The organism is Microbacterium sp. A93 (assembly GCF_051842835.1).
Genome location: NZ_JBPXMT010000003.1, coordinates 107,447 through 123,829 on the forward strand (window position 1 = coordinate 107,447; position 16,383 = coordinate 123,829).

14 protein-coding genes are annotated in these 16,383 nt (G+C 73.0%); 12 read left to right on the plus strand and 2 right to left on the minus strand.

What is annotated here, in order from left to right; translation table 11 throughout:
• Window positions 1–30: 30 nt before the first annotated feature.
• Window positions 31–1,323 (minus strand): sensor histidine kinase, encoded by a 1,293-nt coding sequence (locus ACSU1G_RS08600; protein WP_439279512.1) that lies wholly within the window; start codon window positions 1,321–1,323, stop codon window positions 31–33.
• Between the two features lie 5 nt (window positions 1,324–1,328).
• On the minus strand, window positions 1,329–1,994 hold the full coding sequence (locus ACSU1G_RS08605) for a sensor domain-containing protein (RefSeq protein ID WP_439279513.1): 666 nt from the start codon (window positions 1,992–1,994) through the stop codon (window positions 1,329–1,331).
• A 112-nt stretch (window positions 1,995–2,106) separates the two neighbouring features.
• On the opposite strand from ACSU1G_RS08605, the gene ACSU1G_RS08610 reads away from it, so the two are divergent.
• From ACSU1G_RS08610 to ACSU1G_RS08665, 12 genes are all read left to right on the plus strand, one after another.
• Window positions 2,107–2,817, plus strand: coding sequence for a response regulator (locus ACSU1G_RS08610; protein WP_439279514.1), 711 nt, complete (start codon window positions 2,107–2,109; stop codon window positions 2,815–2,817).
• Between the two features lie 84 nt (window positions 2,818–2,901).
• On the plus strand, window positions 2,902–4,554 hold the full coding sequence (locus ACSU1G_RS08615; protein WP_439279515.1) for an HNH endonuclease: 1,653 nt from the start codon (window positions 2,902–2,904) through the stop codon (window positions 4,552–4,554).
• Window positions 4,551–5,564 carry a hypothetical protein gene (locus ACSU1G_RS08620; RefSeq protein ID WP_439279516.1) on the plus strand — a complete coding sequence of 338 codons (1,014 nt, stop codon included), beginning with the start codon at window positions 4,551–4,553 and terminating at the stop codon, window positions 5,562–5,564. The genes ACSU1G_RS08615 and ACSU1G_RS08620 overlap by 4 nt, the downstream gene beginning before the upstream one ends.
• A 34-nt stretch (window positions 5,565–5,598) precedes the next feature.
• Window positions 5,599–6,228, plus strand: a complete 630-nt coding sequence (locus tag ACSU1G_RS08625; RefSeq protein ID WP_439279517.1) for a hypothetical protein — start codon at window positions 5,599–5,601, stop codon at window positions 6,226–6,228.
• A 1-nt stretch (window position 6,229) separates the two neighbouring features.
• On the plus strand, window positions 6,230–6,523 hold the full coding sequence (locus tag ACSU1G_RS08630; protein ID WP_439279518.1) for a hypothetical protein: 294 nt from the start codon (window positions 6,230–6,232) through the stop codon (window positions 6,521–6,523).
• A gap of 12 nt (window positions 6,524–6,535) precedes the next feature.
• The gene (locus ACSU1G_RS08635; protein WP_439279519.1) at window positions 6,536–7,672 is read left to right on the plus strand and encodes a hypothetical protein; all 1,137 of its coding nucleotides are present in this window, start codon (window positions 6,536–6,538) and stop codon (window positions 7,670–7,672) included.
• Entirely contained in the window at window positions 7,669–8,172 is a 504-nt protein-coding gene (locus ACSU1G_RS08640; RefSeq protein ID WP_439279520.1) for a phage baseplate assembly protein V, read from the plus strand. Before ACSU1G_RS08635 ends, ACSU1G_RS08640 begins: the two co-directional genes overlap by 4 nt.
• Window positions 8,172–8,489 carry a hypothetical protein gene (locus ACSU1G_RS08645; protein WP_439279521.1) on the plus strand — a complete coding sequence of 106 codons (318 nt, stop codon included), beginning with the start codon at window positions 8,172–8,174 and terminating at the stop codon, window positions 8,487–8,489. Before ACSU1G_RS08640 ends, ACSU1G_RS08645 begins: the two co-directional genes overlap by 1 nt.
• Window positions 8,486–8,908: a GPW/gp25 family protein gene (locus tag ACSU1G_RS08650; protein WP_439279522.1), complete on the plus strand. Its 423-nt coding sequence runs from the start codon at window positions 8,486–8,488 to the stop codon at window positions 8,906–8,908. Before ACSU1G_RS08645 ends, ACSU1G_RS08650 begins: the two co-directional genes overlap by 4 nt.
• Window positions 8,905–11,598 carry a baseplate J/gp47 family protein gene (locus ACSU1G_RS08655; RefSeq protein ID WP_439279523.1) on the plus strand — a complete coding sequence of 898 codons (2,694 nt, stop codon included), beginning with the start codon at window positions 8,905–8,907 and terminating at the stop codon, window positions 11,596–11,598. Before ACSU1G_RS08650 ends, ACSU1G_RS08655 begins: the two co-directional genes overlap by 4 nt.
• Window positions 11,595–14,246, plus strand: a complete 2,652-nt coding sequence (locus tag ACSU1G_RS08660) for a hypothetical protein (RefSeq protein WP_439279524.1) — start codon at window positions 11,595–11,597, stop codon at window positions 14,244–14,246. Before ACSU1G_RS08655 ends, ACSU1G_RS08660 begins: the two co-directional genes overlap by 4 nt.
• Window positions 14,243–16,351: a hypothetical protein gene (locus tag ACSU1G_RS08665; protein WP_439279525.1), complete on the plus strand. Its 2,109-nt coding sequence runs from the start codon at window positions 14,243–14,245 to the stop codon at window positions 16,349–16,351. The genes ACSU1G_RS08660 and ACSU1G_RS08665 overlap by 4 nt, the downstream gene beginning before the upstream one ends.
• The last annotated feature ends 32 nt before the right edge of the window (window positions 16,352–16,383 follow it).

The window sequence follows — 16,383 nt, forward strand, 5'->3', positions numbered from 1 at the left end:
GGCACGCCCGCCGCAGGGCGACACACCAGATCACAGCGGCAGGCGGGCCTTCACGGTGAAGCCCCCGTCCGGCGTCGGGCCAGCCGTCACCGTGCCACCGAGGGCGCCGACGCGCTCGCGGATCCCCTTCAGCCCGAGCCCGGCTCCGGGAGCCGGGACCGCCAGCGTGCGGGTGGACGGTCCGTTCACCACCCGGACCCCGATCAGGTCGCCCACCGTGACCTGCACGCGGATCGCCGCGCCGGGAGCGTGGCGCAGGGCGTTGCTCACCGCCTCCTGGACCAGCCGGTAGGCGGTGAGCCCGGTGGCCGGGGGCACGACGGCGGACCAGTCGCCCGCCGCGCTCGGCCCACCCGGTCCGGAGGTGCCGTGGGAGGGGGCCGTGCCCCGTTGGGGCAGCAGCTCCGGATCGATCTCCAGGTCCACGGTGGCCCCGGAGGACCGGGTGCTGGCCACGAGGCTGGGGATGTCCGCGATGGTGGGTTGGGGTGCCAGCTGCGCGGCGTCGTCTCCGCGCAGCACCGCCAGCAGCCCGCGCATCTCGCTCAGGGCGCGCCGGGAGGAGCCGGCGATCGAGTCGAACTCGCCGAGCGTGGACTCGTCCATCCCCGGCAGCCGGTAGGGGGCGGTAGTGGCCTGGACGGAGATGACGGACAGGGAATGGGCCACCACATCGTGCAGTTCCTGGGCGATCCGGTTGCGTTGCTGCAGCTCGCGCCGCTTGGTCTCCTCCTCGGCGGTGAGCCGGCGTTCCTGCACGAGCTGCCGGCGGCTGCTGGTCAGCTGGCGTAGCGCCGTGCCGATGGAGAGGGCGGCAGCGGTGAGGGCGAGGCACAGGAAGGCGTTGCCCAGCAACGGCCCGAGGGCGGCGGCGGGATAGATCCCGAAGGTCACAGCAACGGTGAGGGTCAGCGCCGAGATCACCGCCCCGGTCAGCACGGCGGCAGCACCCGTCCGCCATCCCGCGGTGGCGGCGATCAGCAGCACGAGGAACACATACCAGAGCAGAGTCGTGACCGGCCACGGCCAGGGACCGGAGTCCAGATTCACGGTCAGGGCGGAGAGCAGGGCTCCGGCGGCCCCGAGCAGGATGCCGAGCCGTGGGCGCGAGACGCTCACGGGCAGGGCGGCGGCGAGGAGCATGGCGGCGATCATGGCCCACAGCACGTGCGCCCCGTGGACCGCGGCCAGGACCGGCCAGCCGATCGCCAGCTGGGCCACGGCACCGAAGCCCGTGAGGACGTATAGCCAGCCGGTGGCGGAGAAGCTCGCGGTGGTCTTGCCCGTGACCTTGGCCAGGGGCTCGCGCGGGGAGGCGTGCATGGTCGTCACGCTACCCGGGCCACTGCGGGACCGGACGCCGGAGCGGCACCCAGCGCGGCCGTCGTCGTGCTGGCGTCCAGCAGGGCGATCCCCCGCATGACCAGCGGGAGGGTGAGGGTGAAGAGGACCCCGAGGGCGAGATAGACGATGGACTCCACCAGGTAGCTGGTGGCGAGGCCGTCCGGGATGGAACTGCCGGTCAGGGCCTGGAGCATGCCGCCGACCAGTGGGAAATCGTGGTCGGTCCGCGGGATGAAGTGACCCCAGAGGACGTAGGTGAGTCCACCGAGGGCCACCGCGGTCCAGGTGACGGACACCACGAAGGTGACGATGCGCATCGGGAAGGCGATCAGGGTCTCGAACAGCAGGTCCAGCCACCGGCGCGGATCGGTGAGATACCTCAGGGCACCGTTGAACCCGCTGCCGCGCCCGCGGTAGACGGGCTGCTCCAGCCGGCCGCCCCAGAGGCGGACCCGGCGGCGAGAGAGCTCGGCGAAACCGGCGGCGACGAGCAGCACGATCGGCAGGAGCCAGACGCCGACCGAGACGACGACGGTGCCCAGGGCGAGTGAGAAGAGCGGGACGAGCAGGATGAAGGCCACGAGGGAGAGGACGAAACCGGGCAGGACGTAGGCGTAGTCGCGGCCGAGGCGGCGGAGGGTGTGGTTCATGATGTTGAAACTAGGGTGCGGGCCTCGGCCGGTCGTCACCCGGGCGGGTGAACCTGGGTGTCTGGTGGGATACCTGCGGGGGACCTGCGGGGGACGGCGATAGGCTGGCGGCGTGAGCAATCCTTCGACGGTGTCCACGGGGGACTTCTCCGGTGCGCACCCCATCCGCATCCTGATCGTGGACGACCAGGCCATGGTGCGCCAGGGGTTCGGCGCGCTGTTGGACGCGCAGGAGGACATGAGTGTGGTCGGGAGCGCGGCCGACGGCTCGGAGGTGGTGGACCTCGTGCGCACCACCCGTCCTGACGTGGTGCTCATGGACATCCGCATGCCACTGGTCAACGGATTGGATGCCACGCGGGCGGTCTTCGCGATGCCCGGAGACCTGCACCCGCGCGTGATCATGCTGACCACCTTCGACGCGGACGAGTACGTCTTCGCCGCCCTGCAGGCCGGGGCCAGCGGATTCCTGCTCAAGGACGCCACCGCCGAGGACCTGGCCGGTGCCGTGCGGGTGGTCGCCGGCGGAGAGGCGTTGCTGGCCCCGTCCGTCACCCAGAAGCTCATCGCCGACTATGTGTCCCGGCCGGCCATCCGGACGCCGGACACCACCGTGCTGAAGGCCTTGACGGAACGGGAGCTGGACGTGATGCGGCTGGTGGCCACCGGCCGGTCCAATGCGGAGCTCGCCGCCGAGCTGTTCCTGTCCGAGCAGACCATCAAGACGCACGTGTCCAGGATCCTGGCCAAGCTCGGGCTACGGGACAGGACCCAGATCGTGGTCACCGCCTACGAGTCGGGGCTGGTCAGCGCCGGCTCCTGAGGGGTGGTCCACGGATCCTGCCGTGCTTGTACCGTTCGCGGCCGGGATCCTTATCGTGTCCGTGAGGGTTTATAGCCTGGGATCATGAAGCAGGCAGCCACTCTTCACCCCGTGTTTCGGAACGGTGGCGGGACCGAACAGGTCACCGCGGCGGAGGGACGCGCACCGTTGCCGATCCTCGAGGGGCTGCGGTCACTGCGGGACTCCCTGGGTGCCCTGGACCCGGCCGCGGCGGAGGGCGAGGCGATCGACCGGCTCCGCGTCTTGGAGGAGATCAAGGGCGCCTGCGCAGCTGCCCAGGCCCGGGAATCGGTGGCCCTGGACGGCCTGCGCCGTGACCGAGAGGCCGCTGAAGGTCTGCCGGCGGACAAGCTGTGTCAGGGTCTGGGTGCCGAGATCGCCCTGGCCCGCCGCGACCCGGCCCACCAGGGCGGTCGCCACCTGGGCCTGGCCCGGGCGCTGTGCCGGGAGATGCCGCACACCCTGGGCGCCCTGTCCACGGGAACCATCTCGGAGTACCAGGCCACGGTGATGGTCCGTGAGACGGCCTGGTTGCCGGTGGAGTCCCGCCGGGACGTCGACGCCCTGATGTCCGAACGCCTGGGACGGGTGGGCACCCGGCGGCTGGCCGCCGAGGCCAAGGCCCACGCGCAACGCCTCGACCAGGAGGAGGCCGTGCGCCACCTGGAGCGCTCGGTCCGAGAACGCCGCGTCGGTGTGCGGCCGGCCCCGGGCGGGATGGCGTACCTGACGGCACTGCTGCCCCTGCCACAGGCCGTAGCCGCCCTGGCCTCGCTGAAGCGTGATGCCGCCACGGCCGTGGGGGTGGGGGACGAACAGGCCCGGACACAGGACCAGATCACCGCCGATCTCCTGGTGGAACGCCTGACCGGGCAGCTCTCGGCGGCTGCCGTCCCGGTGGAGGTCCACCTGGTGATGACGGACGGCGCCCTGCTGGGATCGGATCCGGACCCGGCCTGGATCCCCGGGCAGGGACCCCTGCCCGCCGAGACGGCACGGCGGATACTGAGCGATCCTGAGGCAGAGGTCTTCCTCCGGCGGCTCTACACCCGGCCGGCGGACGGTCAGCTGGTGTCCATGGACTCGCGGAACCGGGTCTTCCCACCGCTGCTGCGCCGGATGATCCTGCTGCGTGACGACGTCTGCCGCACCCCCTGGTGCGAAGCACCCATCCGGCATGCGGACCACGTCTTGGCATACCGGGACGGCGGGCCCACCAGCTTCGAGAATGGTTCGGGCTTGTGCGCAGCGTGCAACTTCACCAAGGAGAGACCCGGCTGGACCCATGAGGCCGATCCGGAGGGACTGGCGGTCACCACACCCACCGGTCATCACTACCCGCGGGACGCAACACCGCTTCTCCCCGTCGCCTCCGTGACCCCTTCCGTGCCCCCCGCAGTGACCCCCGCCGTGACAGGGACCGCGCCGGGTGAGCCTGCAAGGCCAACGGCAGCTCCCCCGCCGCACGGCGGCTGGCCGCCCGGTCCGGAGGACGCACGATCCCACCGCCCACCGGTCGCCGTGGCCGAAGCGCGCCTGGAACAATGCCTGCGGGAATACCGCCCGGCGCTGCGCCTGGCCCGTCTGGCGATGGCCAGCATCCCCGCCCGGCATGAGTCCGTCCGGCTGGGCGGGGCACGGAGTATCCTCGACTCACGCACCGGGCTGGACACGTGCAGGCCGGCGCCACCGGTTCCGTCACGAGGAGGGTCATGACCACGCTGCTGCTGATCCACGGACGCGGGCAGCACACCCCGCGAGACTTCCCCGCCGACCGCGTCCCCGCCTTCGCGGCGGATATCCGCGGACGGTGGCTGCAGGCACTGAACACCGGGCTGACGGGTGCCGGGATGGACCCGGTGCCGCAGGACACGCGGGTGCTGTTCCCCTTCTACGGCAACGCCTTCCGTGATGCCGTGGATGCACGGGAGGGCAGTGGCCCCGGCCCCGACCTGGCAATCTGGACCACGGGCCAGCCGATGCCGGACGACCTCCAGGCGGTCTGCGAGGTCAAAGCGCACCTGATCAATGACGTCGTGGCCCACCTGTCGGCGCACCCGCCCTCCGCGGGCCGCGAGCCGATCCCGCCGGACCATGAGCCGACGGCGCGCGGTGTCCCGGCCGGCGTCGGGCGTCCGTGGTGGAATCTGGACGAGCTGCTGCGGATCCCGTGGCTACGGGACGCCCTGCAATATCTGGCCCGGCAGGCCGGCGTCTCGGCGAGCGTGATCGAGAGCCATTTCACGGATGTGGCCTATTACCTGGGCTGCACCCAGGTGCGGGACACGGTTCTGGGGATCGTCGAGCAGGAGCTGGCCACGGTCGATCCGGGTGAGCCGCTGGTGCTGCTCGCCCACAGCCTGGGCAGCGTGGTGGCTTACGACCTGTTGACACGGATGGACCCCGGCCGCCACGTGTCCCTGCTGGTGACGACCGGCAGCCCGCTGGGCCTGCCCGCGGTGCAGAAGCATCTGCTGGGCCACGGGGGAGTGTCCCCGGCGCCGGTGCCGGCCACGGTTCCCGCGAGCGCCGGCGCCTGGCAGAACGGCTTCGATGTGCGGGATGTGGTTGCCATCCTGAACCCCCTGGGACCCCACCTGGCCCAGGCCGTGGACGGACAGATCCGGGACCTGACGGTGGACGCCGGCGAGGAGCCACACGCGGTGGTCGGTTATCTCGAGAACGCCGAGGTGGCACGCGTGATCGGCGGCTCCCTGACGCCGTGACGGGTCGGTGACGAGCGGCCGCCAAGCTGTCTGCATGGCCAGTCCGCTCAGTCCGCGCACTGTCCGGGGCGCGCTGGTGTCGGTCGATCCGGCCAACCCTCCGCCACGGATCGTGCCGTTCCAGTACAACCCCGACGAGGTCGTGCGGGAGATCTCCCCGCTCCAGGCACCGTCCACGGCCGGGGCGGGCACGGACGTGCGCCGGCTGTGGGGTGCCGGGGCGGAGTCCATCAAGCTGACCCTGGAACTGGACGCCGCGGACAACGTGGGGGAGGGGCGCCCGCTGGCCGGGATCGGTGTGGCCGCCCGGCTCGCGGCCCTGGAGCTGATCCTGTATCCGAGCATCGCCCAGGTCGTGGCGAACTCCCTGGCCCAGGCCGCCGGCGTGATCGAGATCCTGCCGCCGCAGGCCCCGCTGACGGTGCTGACCCTGGGGCCGCGACTGGTGGTCCCGGTGTCCCTGGAGGGTCTGACCGTCACCGAACAGGCCTTCGGCCCCGACCTCTCACCCATCCGTGCCACCGTGGCCGTCTCCGCCCGCGTCCTGACCTACTCCGACCTGCCCGTCTCGGACCCCGGTCATGCCCTGTCCGTGGTGCATCAGGGCCTGAAGGAAGCCGTCGCCCTGCTGGCCCCCGCCGCCGCACTGACCGAGGAGGGATGAGATGACGGGACGGTATGAGCGCACGGGAACAGCGGAACTGCAGGTCCCCGACGGCAGGGGTGGAGAGCGCACCGTGCGGTATCTGCTCCGCCGGCCGGAGCCACACGATCCGACGGTTCCACCGCTGGCCCACCACCGGGTCCTCTCCGGGGACCGGCCCGATACCCTGGCCGCCCGGTACCTCGGCGACTCCACGGCCTGGTGGCGGATCGCCGACGCCCACCGGGTGCTGGACCCGGGTGAGCTGACGGCCCGGCCCGGGGACGTGGTGGCGATTCCCACCCCGGAACTGTAGGGCGGTGCCTCCATGGATCTTGGCACCCACGTGGCGGTCCTGGCCGGACCCGTGATCCCCGTGCCCCTACCCGCCTCCGTCGCGGCCCGGCTGCTGGGAGTCGGCGTGCGCGAGACGGACGGGGAACGCTCGGCGTTCAGCCTGGAGTTCGACGCAGGCCGCTCCGGTCCCGCTGACCTGATGGACTCGCCCCTGCTGTCCCTGCCCGCGTTGCAATCGGGTTCCCGGGTCTCGATCATCCTGACCTCATCGGGCCTGCCGATGGTGCTCTTCGACGGCTTCACCACCCAGGTGGAGCACCGGCCCGGTGCCGGGCCGGGGGCCTCCCGGCTGGTGCTGACGGGCGTGGACGTCACCTGGCTCCTGGACCGGGAGGAGATGTCCAGGGAACTGCCGATGGACGACTACCCGCAGGTCCTGATGATCCTGGCCGGCTATGCGGCCCGGGGCATCATCCCCCAGGCGCTGCCCCCCTCGGACATGGACCCACCCCTGCCGGTCGACCGGGTCCCCCAGCAGCGGAACACCGACCTGGCCCACCTGGTGGAGCTGGCCGGACACCATGGCTACGTCACCTATGCCGTCCCCGGCCCGCTGGCCGGGATGAGCACGTTCTACTGGGGCCCGCCGGTCCGGGTGGGCGTGCCCCAACGGGCCATCACCGTGGGCCAGCTGCCCACCGCCAACGTCACGGGGGATCTCACCTTCACCCTGGACGCCCATGAACCGGTGCAGGTCACCGGCCGGGACACCGATGCCCGGACCGGCCAGACCACCTCGGTGCGGACGGGCCCGCCCACGCGGATGCCGTTGTCCGCCCAACCCCTGGCCACCACCCGTCCCGGTGACACCCGGGTGCGTCTGCACCGCACGGCCGGCGCCTCCGCGGCGGGGACGCAGGCGCGGGCCCAGGCGGAGGTGGACCGTGCCGCCGATGCGGTCACCGCCACCGGGACCCTCGACGGCGCCCGGTACGGGGCCGTGCTGCGGCCCCGCGGCCTGGTGGGGGTCCGGGGCGCCGGCTGGGCCCATGACGGGTACTGGTACGTCCGCGGTGTGGAGCACCACCTGGCGCCGGGGTCCTGGACCCAGGACTTCACGCTCGCCCGCGACGGCCACGGTTCCACTGTCCCGGCGGTCCGGCCATGAACGGGCAGCGCGAATACGGCATGCACCGAGGCACGGTGACCAACAACGTGGACCCGAAACGCCAGGGACGGGTGCAGGTGCAGGTCCCCGCCGTGACCGGTGAGGGACGCTTCAACTGGGCCCTGCCCTGCACCCCCTGCAGCGGGGACGGCCTGGGGCTGTTCCTGGTCCCCGCGGTCGGAGCCGAGGTCTGGGTGGTCTTCGAGGCCGGGGACATCGACCGTCCGGTGGTGATGGGCGGGTTCTGGACGCAGGGCACACCACCCTCGGCGACCGGGCTGCCGGGCACGGCCGTGCTGAAGACGGACGGGATCACCCTCACCCTCGACTCCACCCCGGGGGCCGGCGGCCTGACCCTGGAGATCAGCTCTCCGGCGGTGGCCAACCCGGTGACGATCACGGCCTCGTCCTCCGGCGTGGAACTGAGTGTCGGGGCCTCCAAGGTCCAGCTCAACGGGGTCTCCGTGAAGATCAACGACGGCGCTCTGGAGGTGCTGTGATGACCGGGCCACTCGTCACCACCGCCTCCACCGTGCAGTGCTCCCACGCCGGGCAGGCCCAGGGCACCTCCCCGGCCGCCCGCGTGCTGGTGGACGGCAGTCCTGCAATCCTGGCCACCGCCCCCTGGAGCATCGCCGGCTGTCCCTTCCCACCGAACGCGGGCGGGCCGTGCGCCACGGCGACCTGGACGGTCTCCAGCCTGCGGGTCACCAGCATGAACCAACCCCTGGTGCTTGCCACCGGGATGGCGACCTGCGTTCCCACCGGGGTGCCCCTGATGGTGGTCTCCGTCCAGTCTCGGGCGGTGGGCACATGAGGACCATGGTGGGCTTCCCCCTGCGACTGGACGCCCGGGGCCGGGTGGACACCGTGTCCCGCGAGCGCTGGTTGGCTTCACTGGTGGAGCAGGTGCTGTTCACCCGGCCCGGTGAGCGCCTCCACCGTCCCGGGTTCGGCTCCGGACTGTTGGACCTGGTCTTCGAACCCATCGGCGCGGCACTGGCCGAGACCACCACCGCACTGGTCACCGGTGCACTGCAGGACGCTCTGGGTGACCTGCTCCGGGTGGAGGAGGTCTCGATCCGCGTCGAGGAGACGGCGGTGCACGTCACGGTGCGCTACCAACCCCACCATCTGCCGGCCGGGGAGAGCCGGAGCCTGACGGTGTCCAGCCCCACCAGCCCCACCGGTTCTGTCGGCCCCACGGGGTCCGCCGGGACGGGAGGTGCCCCATGAGCACCGCTGACCACCGCGCCCGTCTGGCCGACGTCCCCGCCGCCCTGCTGGGTGTGGTGGACCGCGAGGCCCGACGGGCCGCCGTCGCCGGCTCTGAGGCCCCGGAACCCACCGGCATCGACTTCGTGGAGGTCGTCTCCATGGAACGCACCATGGAGGTGCTCAGTGAACGCCACCGGTTGCCGCGCTGGCGCACCCTGTTGGTGCAGCTGATGCGGGGCCCGGTGCCTTCCGGCTGGGACGCCTCCCGTGTGGCGATCACCGGTGGGGTGCGCCAGGACCCCGCAGTGAACCCCGTGGAGGTCGTCTGGGCGTACCCCGCCCGGGCCGTCACCGGGGCGGAGGGCGGCCCGGTCCCCACCCTGCCGCCGGGGCTGAAGGGGCGGGACCGCCGCCTGGTGTCGGCCGTGGTGGACCCCTCGCGGCGGGACCGCGTCCTGGTCGTGCGGACCAGGGGTTGGGGTGACCTGTCCGGGTATGTGCTGCGGATCCTGCGGGATGACGCGGGTGCGGGGCTCCCGGCGGAGCTGGACGCCCCCCTGGCTCAGGACCGGTTCTCCTTCGCCATCGACTGCCCGAACCCCTTCGACTGCCGCTCCCCGGCCCCCGGCCTGCCGGATGTCGGGGAACACCCGGTGCTGGATTACACGGCCCGCGACTACCCGGCCCTGCGCCAGCGCCTGATGGACCGGATGGCCTCCCTGGTCCCCGGCTGGCGGGAGGAGTCCAGCGCGGACGGGACGGTGATGCTCCTGGAGCTGATGGCGCACCTGGGCGACGTGCACGCCTACCGCCAGGATGCCGCCGTGGTGGAGGCCTACCTGAGCACCGCCCGCCGGCGCACCTCGGTGCGGCGTCACGCGCGGTTGCTGGGCTACCCGGTCCAGGAGGGCTGCGCGGCCCGGACCTGGTTGGCCCTGGAGGTGGAGGGCGCGGTGGACCTCGCAGCCGGGGCGGGCGTGGCCGATGTCGGCGTGGACCCCGCGGTCCCGGGGACCCCCCGTACTCCGGTCCAGGCCCACGAGGCCGGAGCCACCGTCTTCGAGACCACCCGTGGGGTCGCCGTGCGGCCCAGCCGCAACATGATCGAACTGCACCCCTGGTCCGACCGTGACCATGTCCTGGCCGCCGGGTCCACCGCCGCGTTCCTGGCCACACCGGCTGGCGTGGACCCCGGGCTGGTGGCCGGAGACGTCATCGTGCTGGCCGAACTGCCCCACGGAGGCCGGCCGGAACCGTGGAACGGTGACCCAGGACACCGTCAGGCCGTCCGGCTGTCCCGCGATCCGGTGGTGATCGCCGACGCCTATGCGCCGGGGACCACCGTCTGGGAGATCCGCTGGGAGACCACAGACGCCCTGGATGCACCCCTGGTGGTGTCCGAGCCAGGAGGCGACGGGCGCCCCGTGGTCCGGGCGGTGGCGCTGTGCAACGTGGTCCTGGCCGATGCAGGAGCCACCCTCCGGGGGGAGAGGCTGGACCAGGTGCACGACGGCGGCGGTGCGGCAGGGCTGTTCGATGGCCGCCCGCGGACCGCCTACCGGCCCCGGCTGTCCCGTCCCGGTGTGGTCTGGGTCCATGCGGTGGACCCGGAGGCCGGCCCCACCGGTGGGGCGCCCAGCGCCCGCGCCGCGCTGGAAACGGATCCCGCCCGGGCCCGCGCGGCCGTGGGGCTCGACGACGGCTCCCGCACCTGGGCGGTGCGGCCGGACCTGATCGCCAGCTCCGCCCTGGACACACACCTCGTCGCCGAGCCGGAACCCGATCCCCGCGGACCCGGTGCGGACGGAAGTCCCACCGCGACATGGCTGCGGTTCGGGGACGGCACCTTCGGGCGGGAACCCGCCGACGGCACGGACTTCACCGCCACCTACCGGGTCGGCCCCGGTGCCGGGGGCAACGTGGCCCCCGGGGCCCTCACCGAGACACTCTTAGGCCCGGGCCATGAGGTGGTCTTCCCCGCGGGTGTCCGACGGGTATGGAATCCGGTGTCCGCACGGGGTGGCAGCGATCCGGAGCCCTCGGCCACCGTCCGCCAAATGGCGCCACGGTTGATCGGTCGGCAGGAACGGGCGGTGAACACCCAGGACCACCAGGACGTGGCGGAGGCGGTCGACGGCGTGCAGCGGGCCGTGGCACGGCGGCGGTGGACCGGCTCCTGGCATGCGGTGGAGGTGATGGTGGATCCCGTTCAGGACCGGGGCAGCTCCCTGGCTCCGGACCCGGGGCTGCCCGGACGGGTGCTGGAGCGGCTGGAGTCCCGGCGGATGGCGGCCATCGACGTCGAGGTCCGCCGGCCGCTCTGGGTGCCGGTCCGGCTGACGCTGACCGGGTGTGTGCTCGCCGGATACCGGGCCGTGGACGTGGCCTTCCGCATCCGCCGATTGCTCTCGGCGGGCGTGCTGCCGGACGGGACCCGGGGGCTGTTCCACCCGGACCGGTTGACCTTCGGCACCCCCGTCCGGCTCTCTGACGTGGTCGGTACGGCGATGCAGGTGCCGGGGATCGCCTGGATCGAGCCGACGCAGCTGCGCCGCCTCACGGACACCGACGTGCAGGCTCGAGGGCACCTCCTCGCGGGGCTGCTGCAGGCCGGGGCCCGGGAGGTCATCCGGTGCGACTCGGACCCCAACCAGCCCGAGTTCGGCCGCGTCGAGGTCACCCTGGGCGAGGGCGGAGGCCACCCATGACCGAGACCACGGCCGGGCAGCCCCGGCTGGAGAGGAAGGCCCGAACCCATCCGCAGTCCCTCGCGGCCCAGCGCGCCGGGCTGGCAGCCCCCCACCACCCGCCGGCCGTCCGTGGGTTGGCCACGCAGCCGACCTCCGAACCCGGGGTGGCACTGTTGGATGCCTTCGCCATGGTGGTGGACATCGTGTGCTTCTACTCCGAACGCCATGCCACCGAGGGGTACCTGCGCACGGCCACCGAGCGGCGGTCCGTCCGCGAGCTGGCGCGAACCCTGGGCCATGAGCTGCGCCCCGGGCTCTCGGCCTCCGCGGATCTCGTGTTCCAGGTGGAGGACGCCGGTACCGGGGAGCGGGAGGCCACCGTGCCGGCCGGTACCCCCGTGCAGTCCATCCCCGGCCCCGGGCAGGTGCCGCAGGTCTTCGAGACCGGGGAAGACCTCCAGGCGCACGCCGCCTGGAATGAGATCCCCGCGGCGGCCACCGAACCGCAGGTGCTGCGCTACGGGGCTCGGGAGGTCTGGCTGCGGGGCGGCAACCGGGGCCTGCGGCGCGGGGATGCGGTGTTGATCGCCGGCGACGAGCGCCTTCAGTTCCGCCCCGGCACCTCCTCGGGAGTGGACGAGGAGAGCTTCGACCTGCGCCGCCTGGACGAGGTGACCGTGGACCCACCCGACCACCCCGGCTGGACCCTGCTCCGCCTGGACCGCACCCTGGGCTTCCTGCCGTTCCGGCCCCTGGTCGGCACCCGGCGCCAGCGGATCTGGCACCTGCCCGAGCGGGGCCGGCTCTTCGGGGCCACCGCCCCGGACCCCGGGCTGCTGCGGATCGGGCCGGACGGCCAGCTGCCGCCCGGATCCACCGGTCCTCCGGACAGGCCGGGTCAGGACAGGACGGGTCAGGACACGGTGACCTGGGACGGTTTCGACCTGCCGGAGGAGGACGCGCCAACGTTGATCGAGGTCGCGGGGGACCAACCGTCCATCATCCCCGGATCCTGGGTGGTCCTGGAGCAGGAGGACAAGGTCGAGGCCTACGTGGTCAAGGACGTGCAGGCCTCCGGGATGCTGCGCTTCGGGATCTCCGGACCCGTCACGCGGGTCCTGCTGGACACCGGGGAGAAGCTGGAGCGCTACGACCGCCGGGCCGCCATGGTCCACTACGGCTCCGTGGAGATCCCCGAGGCACGCCGGCAGCCCCGTGGCCCGGTGGGCGGTGAGGACACCGCCGTCCTGGACCTGGAACCGTTCCTGCCGCTGCTGCCCGGAGGGCACCGGGTCCTGGTGTCCGGCACCGACGTGGACGGCCTCCACCGGGTGGAGGAGGCAACCGTCCTCGACTGCCGGGAGACCCTGGTGGACGCCGGACCCCGCGGGGAACCGCTCGTCCAACCGCAGCGGCTGGTCCGTCTCACCCTCACGGCGGCCACCGCCCACCGGTACCGGGTCGAGGGCCTCGTGGTGCACGGCAACGTGGCCGCGGCCACGCACGGGTCCACCACCACACAGGTGCTGGGTTCCGGTGACGGCTTCAGCCCCTACCTCCGGTTCGCGCTGAGGCACCCACCTCTGACCCACGTGCGTCCCGGTGAGGAGCAGACCTCGGAGCACACGGCGACCGGTGCGGTCCCCGCCCTGGAGGTCCATGTGGACGGGGTGCGCTGGCACGAGGTGGAGGGCTTCGAATCAGCCCGGGCCACCGACCGGGTGTACCGGCTCGAACACTCTGAACCACGGGCGCTGGTGGACGGCGCCGCCCCGGGACCACTCGAGACCGACGTGGTGTTCGGTGACGGCATCCGGGGGGTCATCCCACCGAGCGGCTCCGAGAACATCGTGGCCGTCTACCGTGCGGGAATCGGAGAGGCCGGGGCCCTGGTGGCCGGACAGCTGTCCCTGCCGATGCGCCGCCCCCTGGGCATCCGGGAGGTGGACAACCCGGGCCCCACCCGGGACTGGGCGCCACCGGAGTCCCTGGCCGAGGCCCGCCGGACCGCGCCGCAGCGCATCCGCACCCTGGACCGGGTGGTCTCCGTGGCGGATTTCGAAGACCTGGCCCGCAACTTCGCCGGCGTGGGACAGGCCGCGGCCGAGCAGGTCTGGGACGGCCGGACCTCCACCGTGGTGCTCAGCGTTCGCGGTACCGCCGGGGTCCAGCCCAGTGAGGCACTGCTGGCCGCGCTCGCCGTCCAGATCGAGGCGGTCCGGGACCCGAGGATGCCGTTCCGGGTGGTACGCGCCACTCTGGCCGGCTGCGGGGTGGGCGTGGACGTCGCCACCGATCCGGACCACCGGCGTGAGCAGGTGCTCCGGGAGGTGCGGGACGAGCTGGTCGTCCGGCACGGGGCCGGGGTGCGGCGGATCGGCCAGCCGATGACGGCCGCCGAGATCCTGGTCTCCGTCCGGTCCGTGCCCGGGGTGCTCTACTGCACCATGCCCGTCCTGCGCCGGACGGGTCCCACCGGCCGGGGCGACCGTGGGGCGCCGGACCACTCCGGCACCCTCCTCGTCGCCCGCGGGGCCCACTGGGAGACCGGCGGGGCGGCAGGCCCGGCCGGATCCCCACCGGTGTTGCACCCGGCCGAGCTGCTCGCCCTGCTGCCGGCCGGCGTCGTGCTCTCCGGAGACGGCCTGAGGGGGCAGCCGCGATGACCACGGCCGACGACCTCTTCGCCCTGCTGCCACGTCACGTGCTGGCCCGGGACGCCACCGAGAACGGCGGTACCGGGCTGCTGCGTGCGGTGCTGGAGGCCGTGGCGGCGGAGGCCACGGTGCTGGAGGAGGATACCCAGAGCCTCTACGACGACTTCTTCGTGGAGACCGCCGGTGACTGGGCCCTGCCCTATCTGGCGGACCTGCTGGGCATCGAGGGCCTGCCCCCGGGGCGGGGTCGCCGGGCCGTGGTGGCCAACACCGTCGAGTACCGGCGCCGCAAGGGGACCGTGGCGGTGGCCGAACAGGTGGCGCGGGACGTGGTGGGTGCCCCGGCGAGGGCGGTGGAGCACCACCGGCTGCTGGCGGCCACGGTCCACGTGAACCACGTACGTCTGGACCGTCCGGCGGTGGCCGGCCTCCGGGACACCGACGAGCGGTCCTCTCCCGCCGTGGCCCACGGCGCCCTGGACCCGCTGATGCACACCGCCGAGGTGCGGCGTGCGGTCTCCGGCCGGGGGAGGTACGGGATCGGCAACCTCTGGGTCTACTCCTTCGGCACCGAGGTGCAGACGCTGCGGGGGGCGGAGGCCACGCCGGATGCCGCCACCGGGTGCTGGTGGGTGCACCCCCTGGCCGTGCCGACCCCGCTCTTCGCCCCGCCGAGGGCCGAGGAGGACCCGGGCCAGCTGGCCGGCGAGGCCGAGCTGCCGATCCCGTTGCGCCCCCGCCGGCTGCTGCACCTGCTCCGCCGGGCCCGGACGGACGCGGCGGCCCGGGCCGAGCTCCCGGTGGCCGTCACCCTGGTGGACGCACCCGGAGTGCCGGGGCAGATGACGCTCGGCCCGGGGAGGCTGTTGGTGCGCGGGCTCGAGGACCTGCCGGCAGACCCCGCGGGATGGTACGGCCTCGTGGACCCGGTCACCGGACAGCTGTGCCTCCACCACGACGGCGGCTCCGTCACCCCGGGCAGTCCGGCGTCCCCTGAGCGGGTGCTCACCGACCACGCGGTGGGTGGCCGGCCGGGCCTCGGCGCCGGCACCTATGACCGGGCCGCGGTCCATGAGGATCAGCTGGTGGACACGTCCCTGTATCCCGGGGCCACGATCCTGCCGGCAGCCCAACATCCCGTCTCGCCCGGACAGGGCGGGGACGTGGCCGAGGCCCTGCACGCCGCCGAGGAGTCCTGGGCGGAGGGGGGCGCAGGGACCGTGGTGGTGTCGCTCGCAGACTCCGGGACCTGGCGGGGCGATCTGGCCGTGACGATCCCCACGGCGGCACGGCTGGTGCTGGTGGCGGCTTCCTACGGGCCACGTCGGCTGCCCGACGGTTCCCTGGTGCCACCGGTTCCCGGCCACTACGCTCCGGACGGTCTGCGTCCGGTGATCCGCGGGGACCTCACCCTCAGGGGAGGCGAGGGGGCCGCTGTGGTGGTGGACGGCATCACCGTGGTCGGAGACCTGGTGGTGCGGGCCGAGGGCATGACCTCGGTGAGCGTGGCGCAGTCCACCGTCACCGGCACCATCCGGATCGAGGGTGCCGGTGACGTCGGCGCCCAGGCGCTCACCCTTCGTATGGTCCGGTCCCTGGCCGGGGGGCTCAGTGCGGACGACCGGGTCCCGAGCCTCGAACTGGTGGACAGCATCCTCAGCCCCGAGGTCGGCGCCATGCCCCTGCCCCCGGGTGGGGCCATGACCGTGCAGGCCCGGGGGGCCCACCTGGACGTGGAGGGCTGCACCGTCCGCGGGGATGTGGCCGTACGGACCCTGGCCGGAACGGATCTGCTGGCGGATGGGACCGTGACGGTCCTGCACCGCCAGGTGCACTGTCTGCGCTACTCCCGGGTGGGAGCCGGATCCAGCACGCCGCGGCGCTTCCGGCCGGCGGAGGCGGCCCCGGCGTACGGGTCCACCACCATCGGGGATCCGGATTTCCTGGTGCTGTCCTCCCCGGGCCTGGAGACCGCCTCGGAGACCGACAACGAGGTGGGGGTGGACGCCTACCTGCGGCGCCCCGAACTGCTGGTGGCGGCCTCGCGCCTGGTGGCCGACTATCTGCCGGCCGGCGTCGAGCTCCACCTGCGCGCGGCACGGCGGCACCGATGAACGACCCTCCGATGACCCCGAACGATCTCGTC

Excerpts from the sequence above, each read along its gene's own strand:
- ACSU1G_RS08600 (WP_439279512.1), bottom strand. The coding sequence starts at position 1,323 with ATGCACGCCTCCCCGCGCGAGCCCCTGGCCAAGGTCACGGGCAAGACC.
- ACSU1G_RS08605 (WP_439279513.1), bottom strand. The coding sequence starts at position 1,994 with ATGAACCACACCCTCCGCCGCCTCGGCCGCGACTACGCCTACGTCCTG.
- ACSU1G_RS08615 (WP_439279515.1), top strand. The coding sequence starts at position 2,902 with ATGAAGCAGGCAGCCACTCTTCACCCCGTGTTTCGGAACGGTGGCGGG.
- ACSU1G_RS08620 (WP_439279516.1), top strand. The coding sequence starts at position 4,551 with ATGACCACGCTGCTGCTGATCCACGGACGCGGGCAGCACACCCCGCGA.
- ACSU1G_RS08625 (WP_439279517.1), top strand. The coding sequence starts at position 5,599 with ATGGCCAGTCCGCTCAGTCCGCGCACTGTCCGGGGCGCGCTGGTGTCG.
- ACSU1G_RS08630 (WP_439279518.1), top strand. The coding sequence starts at position 6,230 with ATGACGGGACGGTATGAGCGCACGGGAACAGCGGAACTGCAGGTCCCC.
- ACSU1G_RS08635 (WP_439279519.1), top strand. The coding sequence starts at position 6,536 with ATGGATCTTGGCACCCACGTGGCGGTCCTGGCCGGACCCGTGATCCCC.
- ACSU1G_RS08640 (WP_439279520.1), top strand. The coding sequence starts at position 7,669 with ATGAACGGGCAGCGCGAATACGGCATGCACCGAGGCACGGTGACCAAC.
- ACSU1G_RS08645 (WP_439279521.1), top strand. The coding sequence starts at position 8,172 with ATGACCGGGCCACTCGTCACCACCGCCTCCACCGTGCAGTGCTCCCAC.
- ACSU1G_RS08650 (WP_439279522.1), top strand. The coding sequence starts at position 8,486 with ATGAGGACCATGGTGGGCTTCCCCCTGCGACTGGACGCCCGGGGCCGG.
- ACSU1G_RS08655 (WP_439279523.1), top strand. The coding sequence starts at position 8,905 with ATGAGCACCGCTGACCACCGCGCCCGTCTGGCCGACGTCCCCGCCGCC.
- ACSU1G_RS08660 (WP_439279524.1), top strand. The coding sequence starts at position 11,595 with ATGACCGAGACCACGGCCGGGCAGCCCCGGCTGGAGAGGAAGGCCCGA.
- ACSU1G_RS08665 (WP_439279525.1), top strand. The coding sequence starts at position 14,243 with ATGACCACGGCCGACGACCTCTTCGCCCTGCTGCCACGTCACGTGCTG.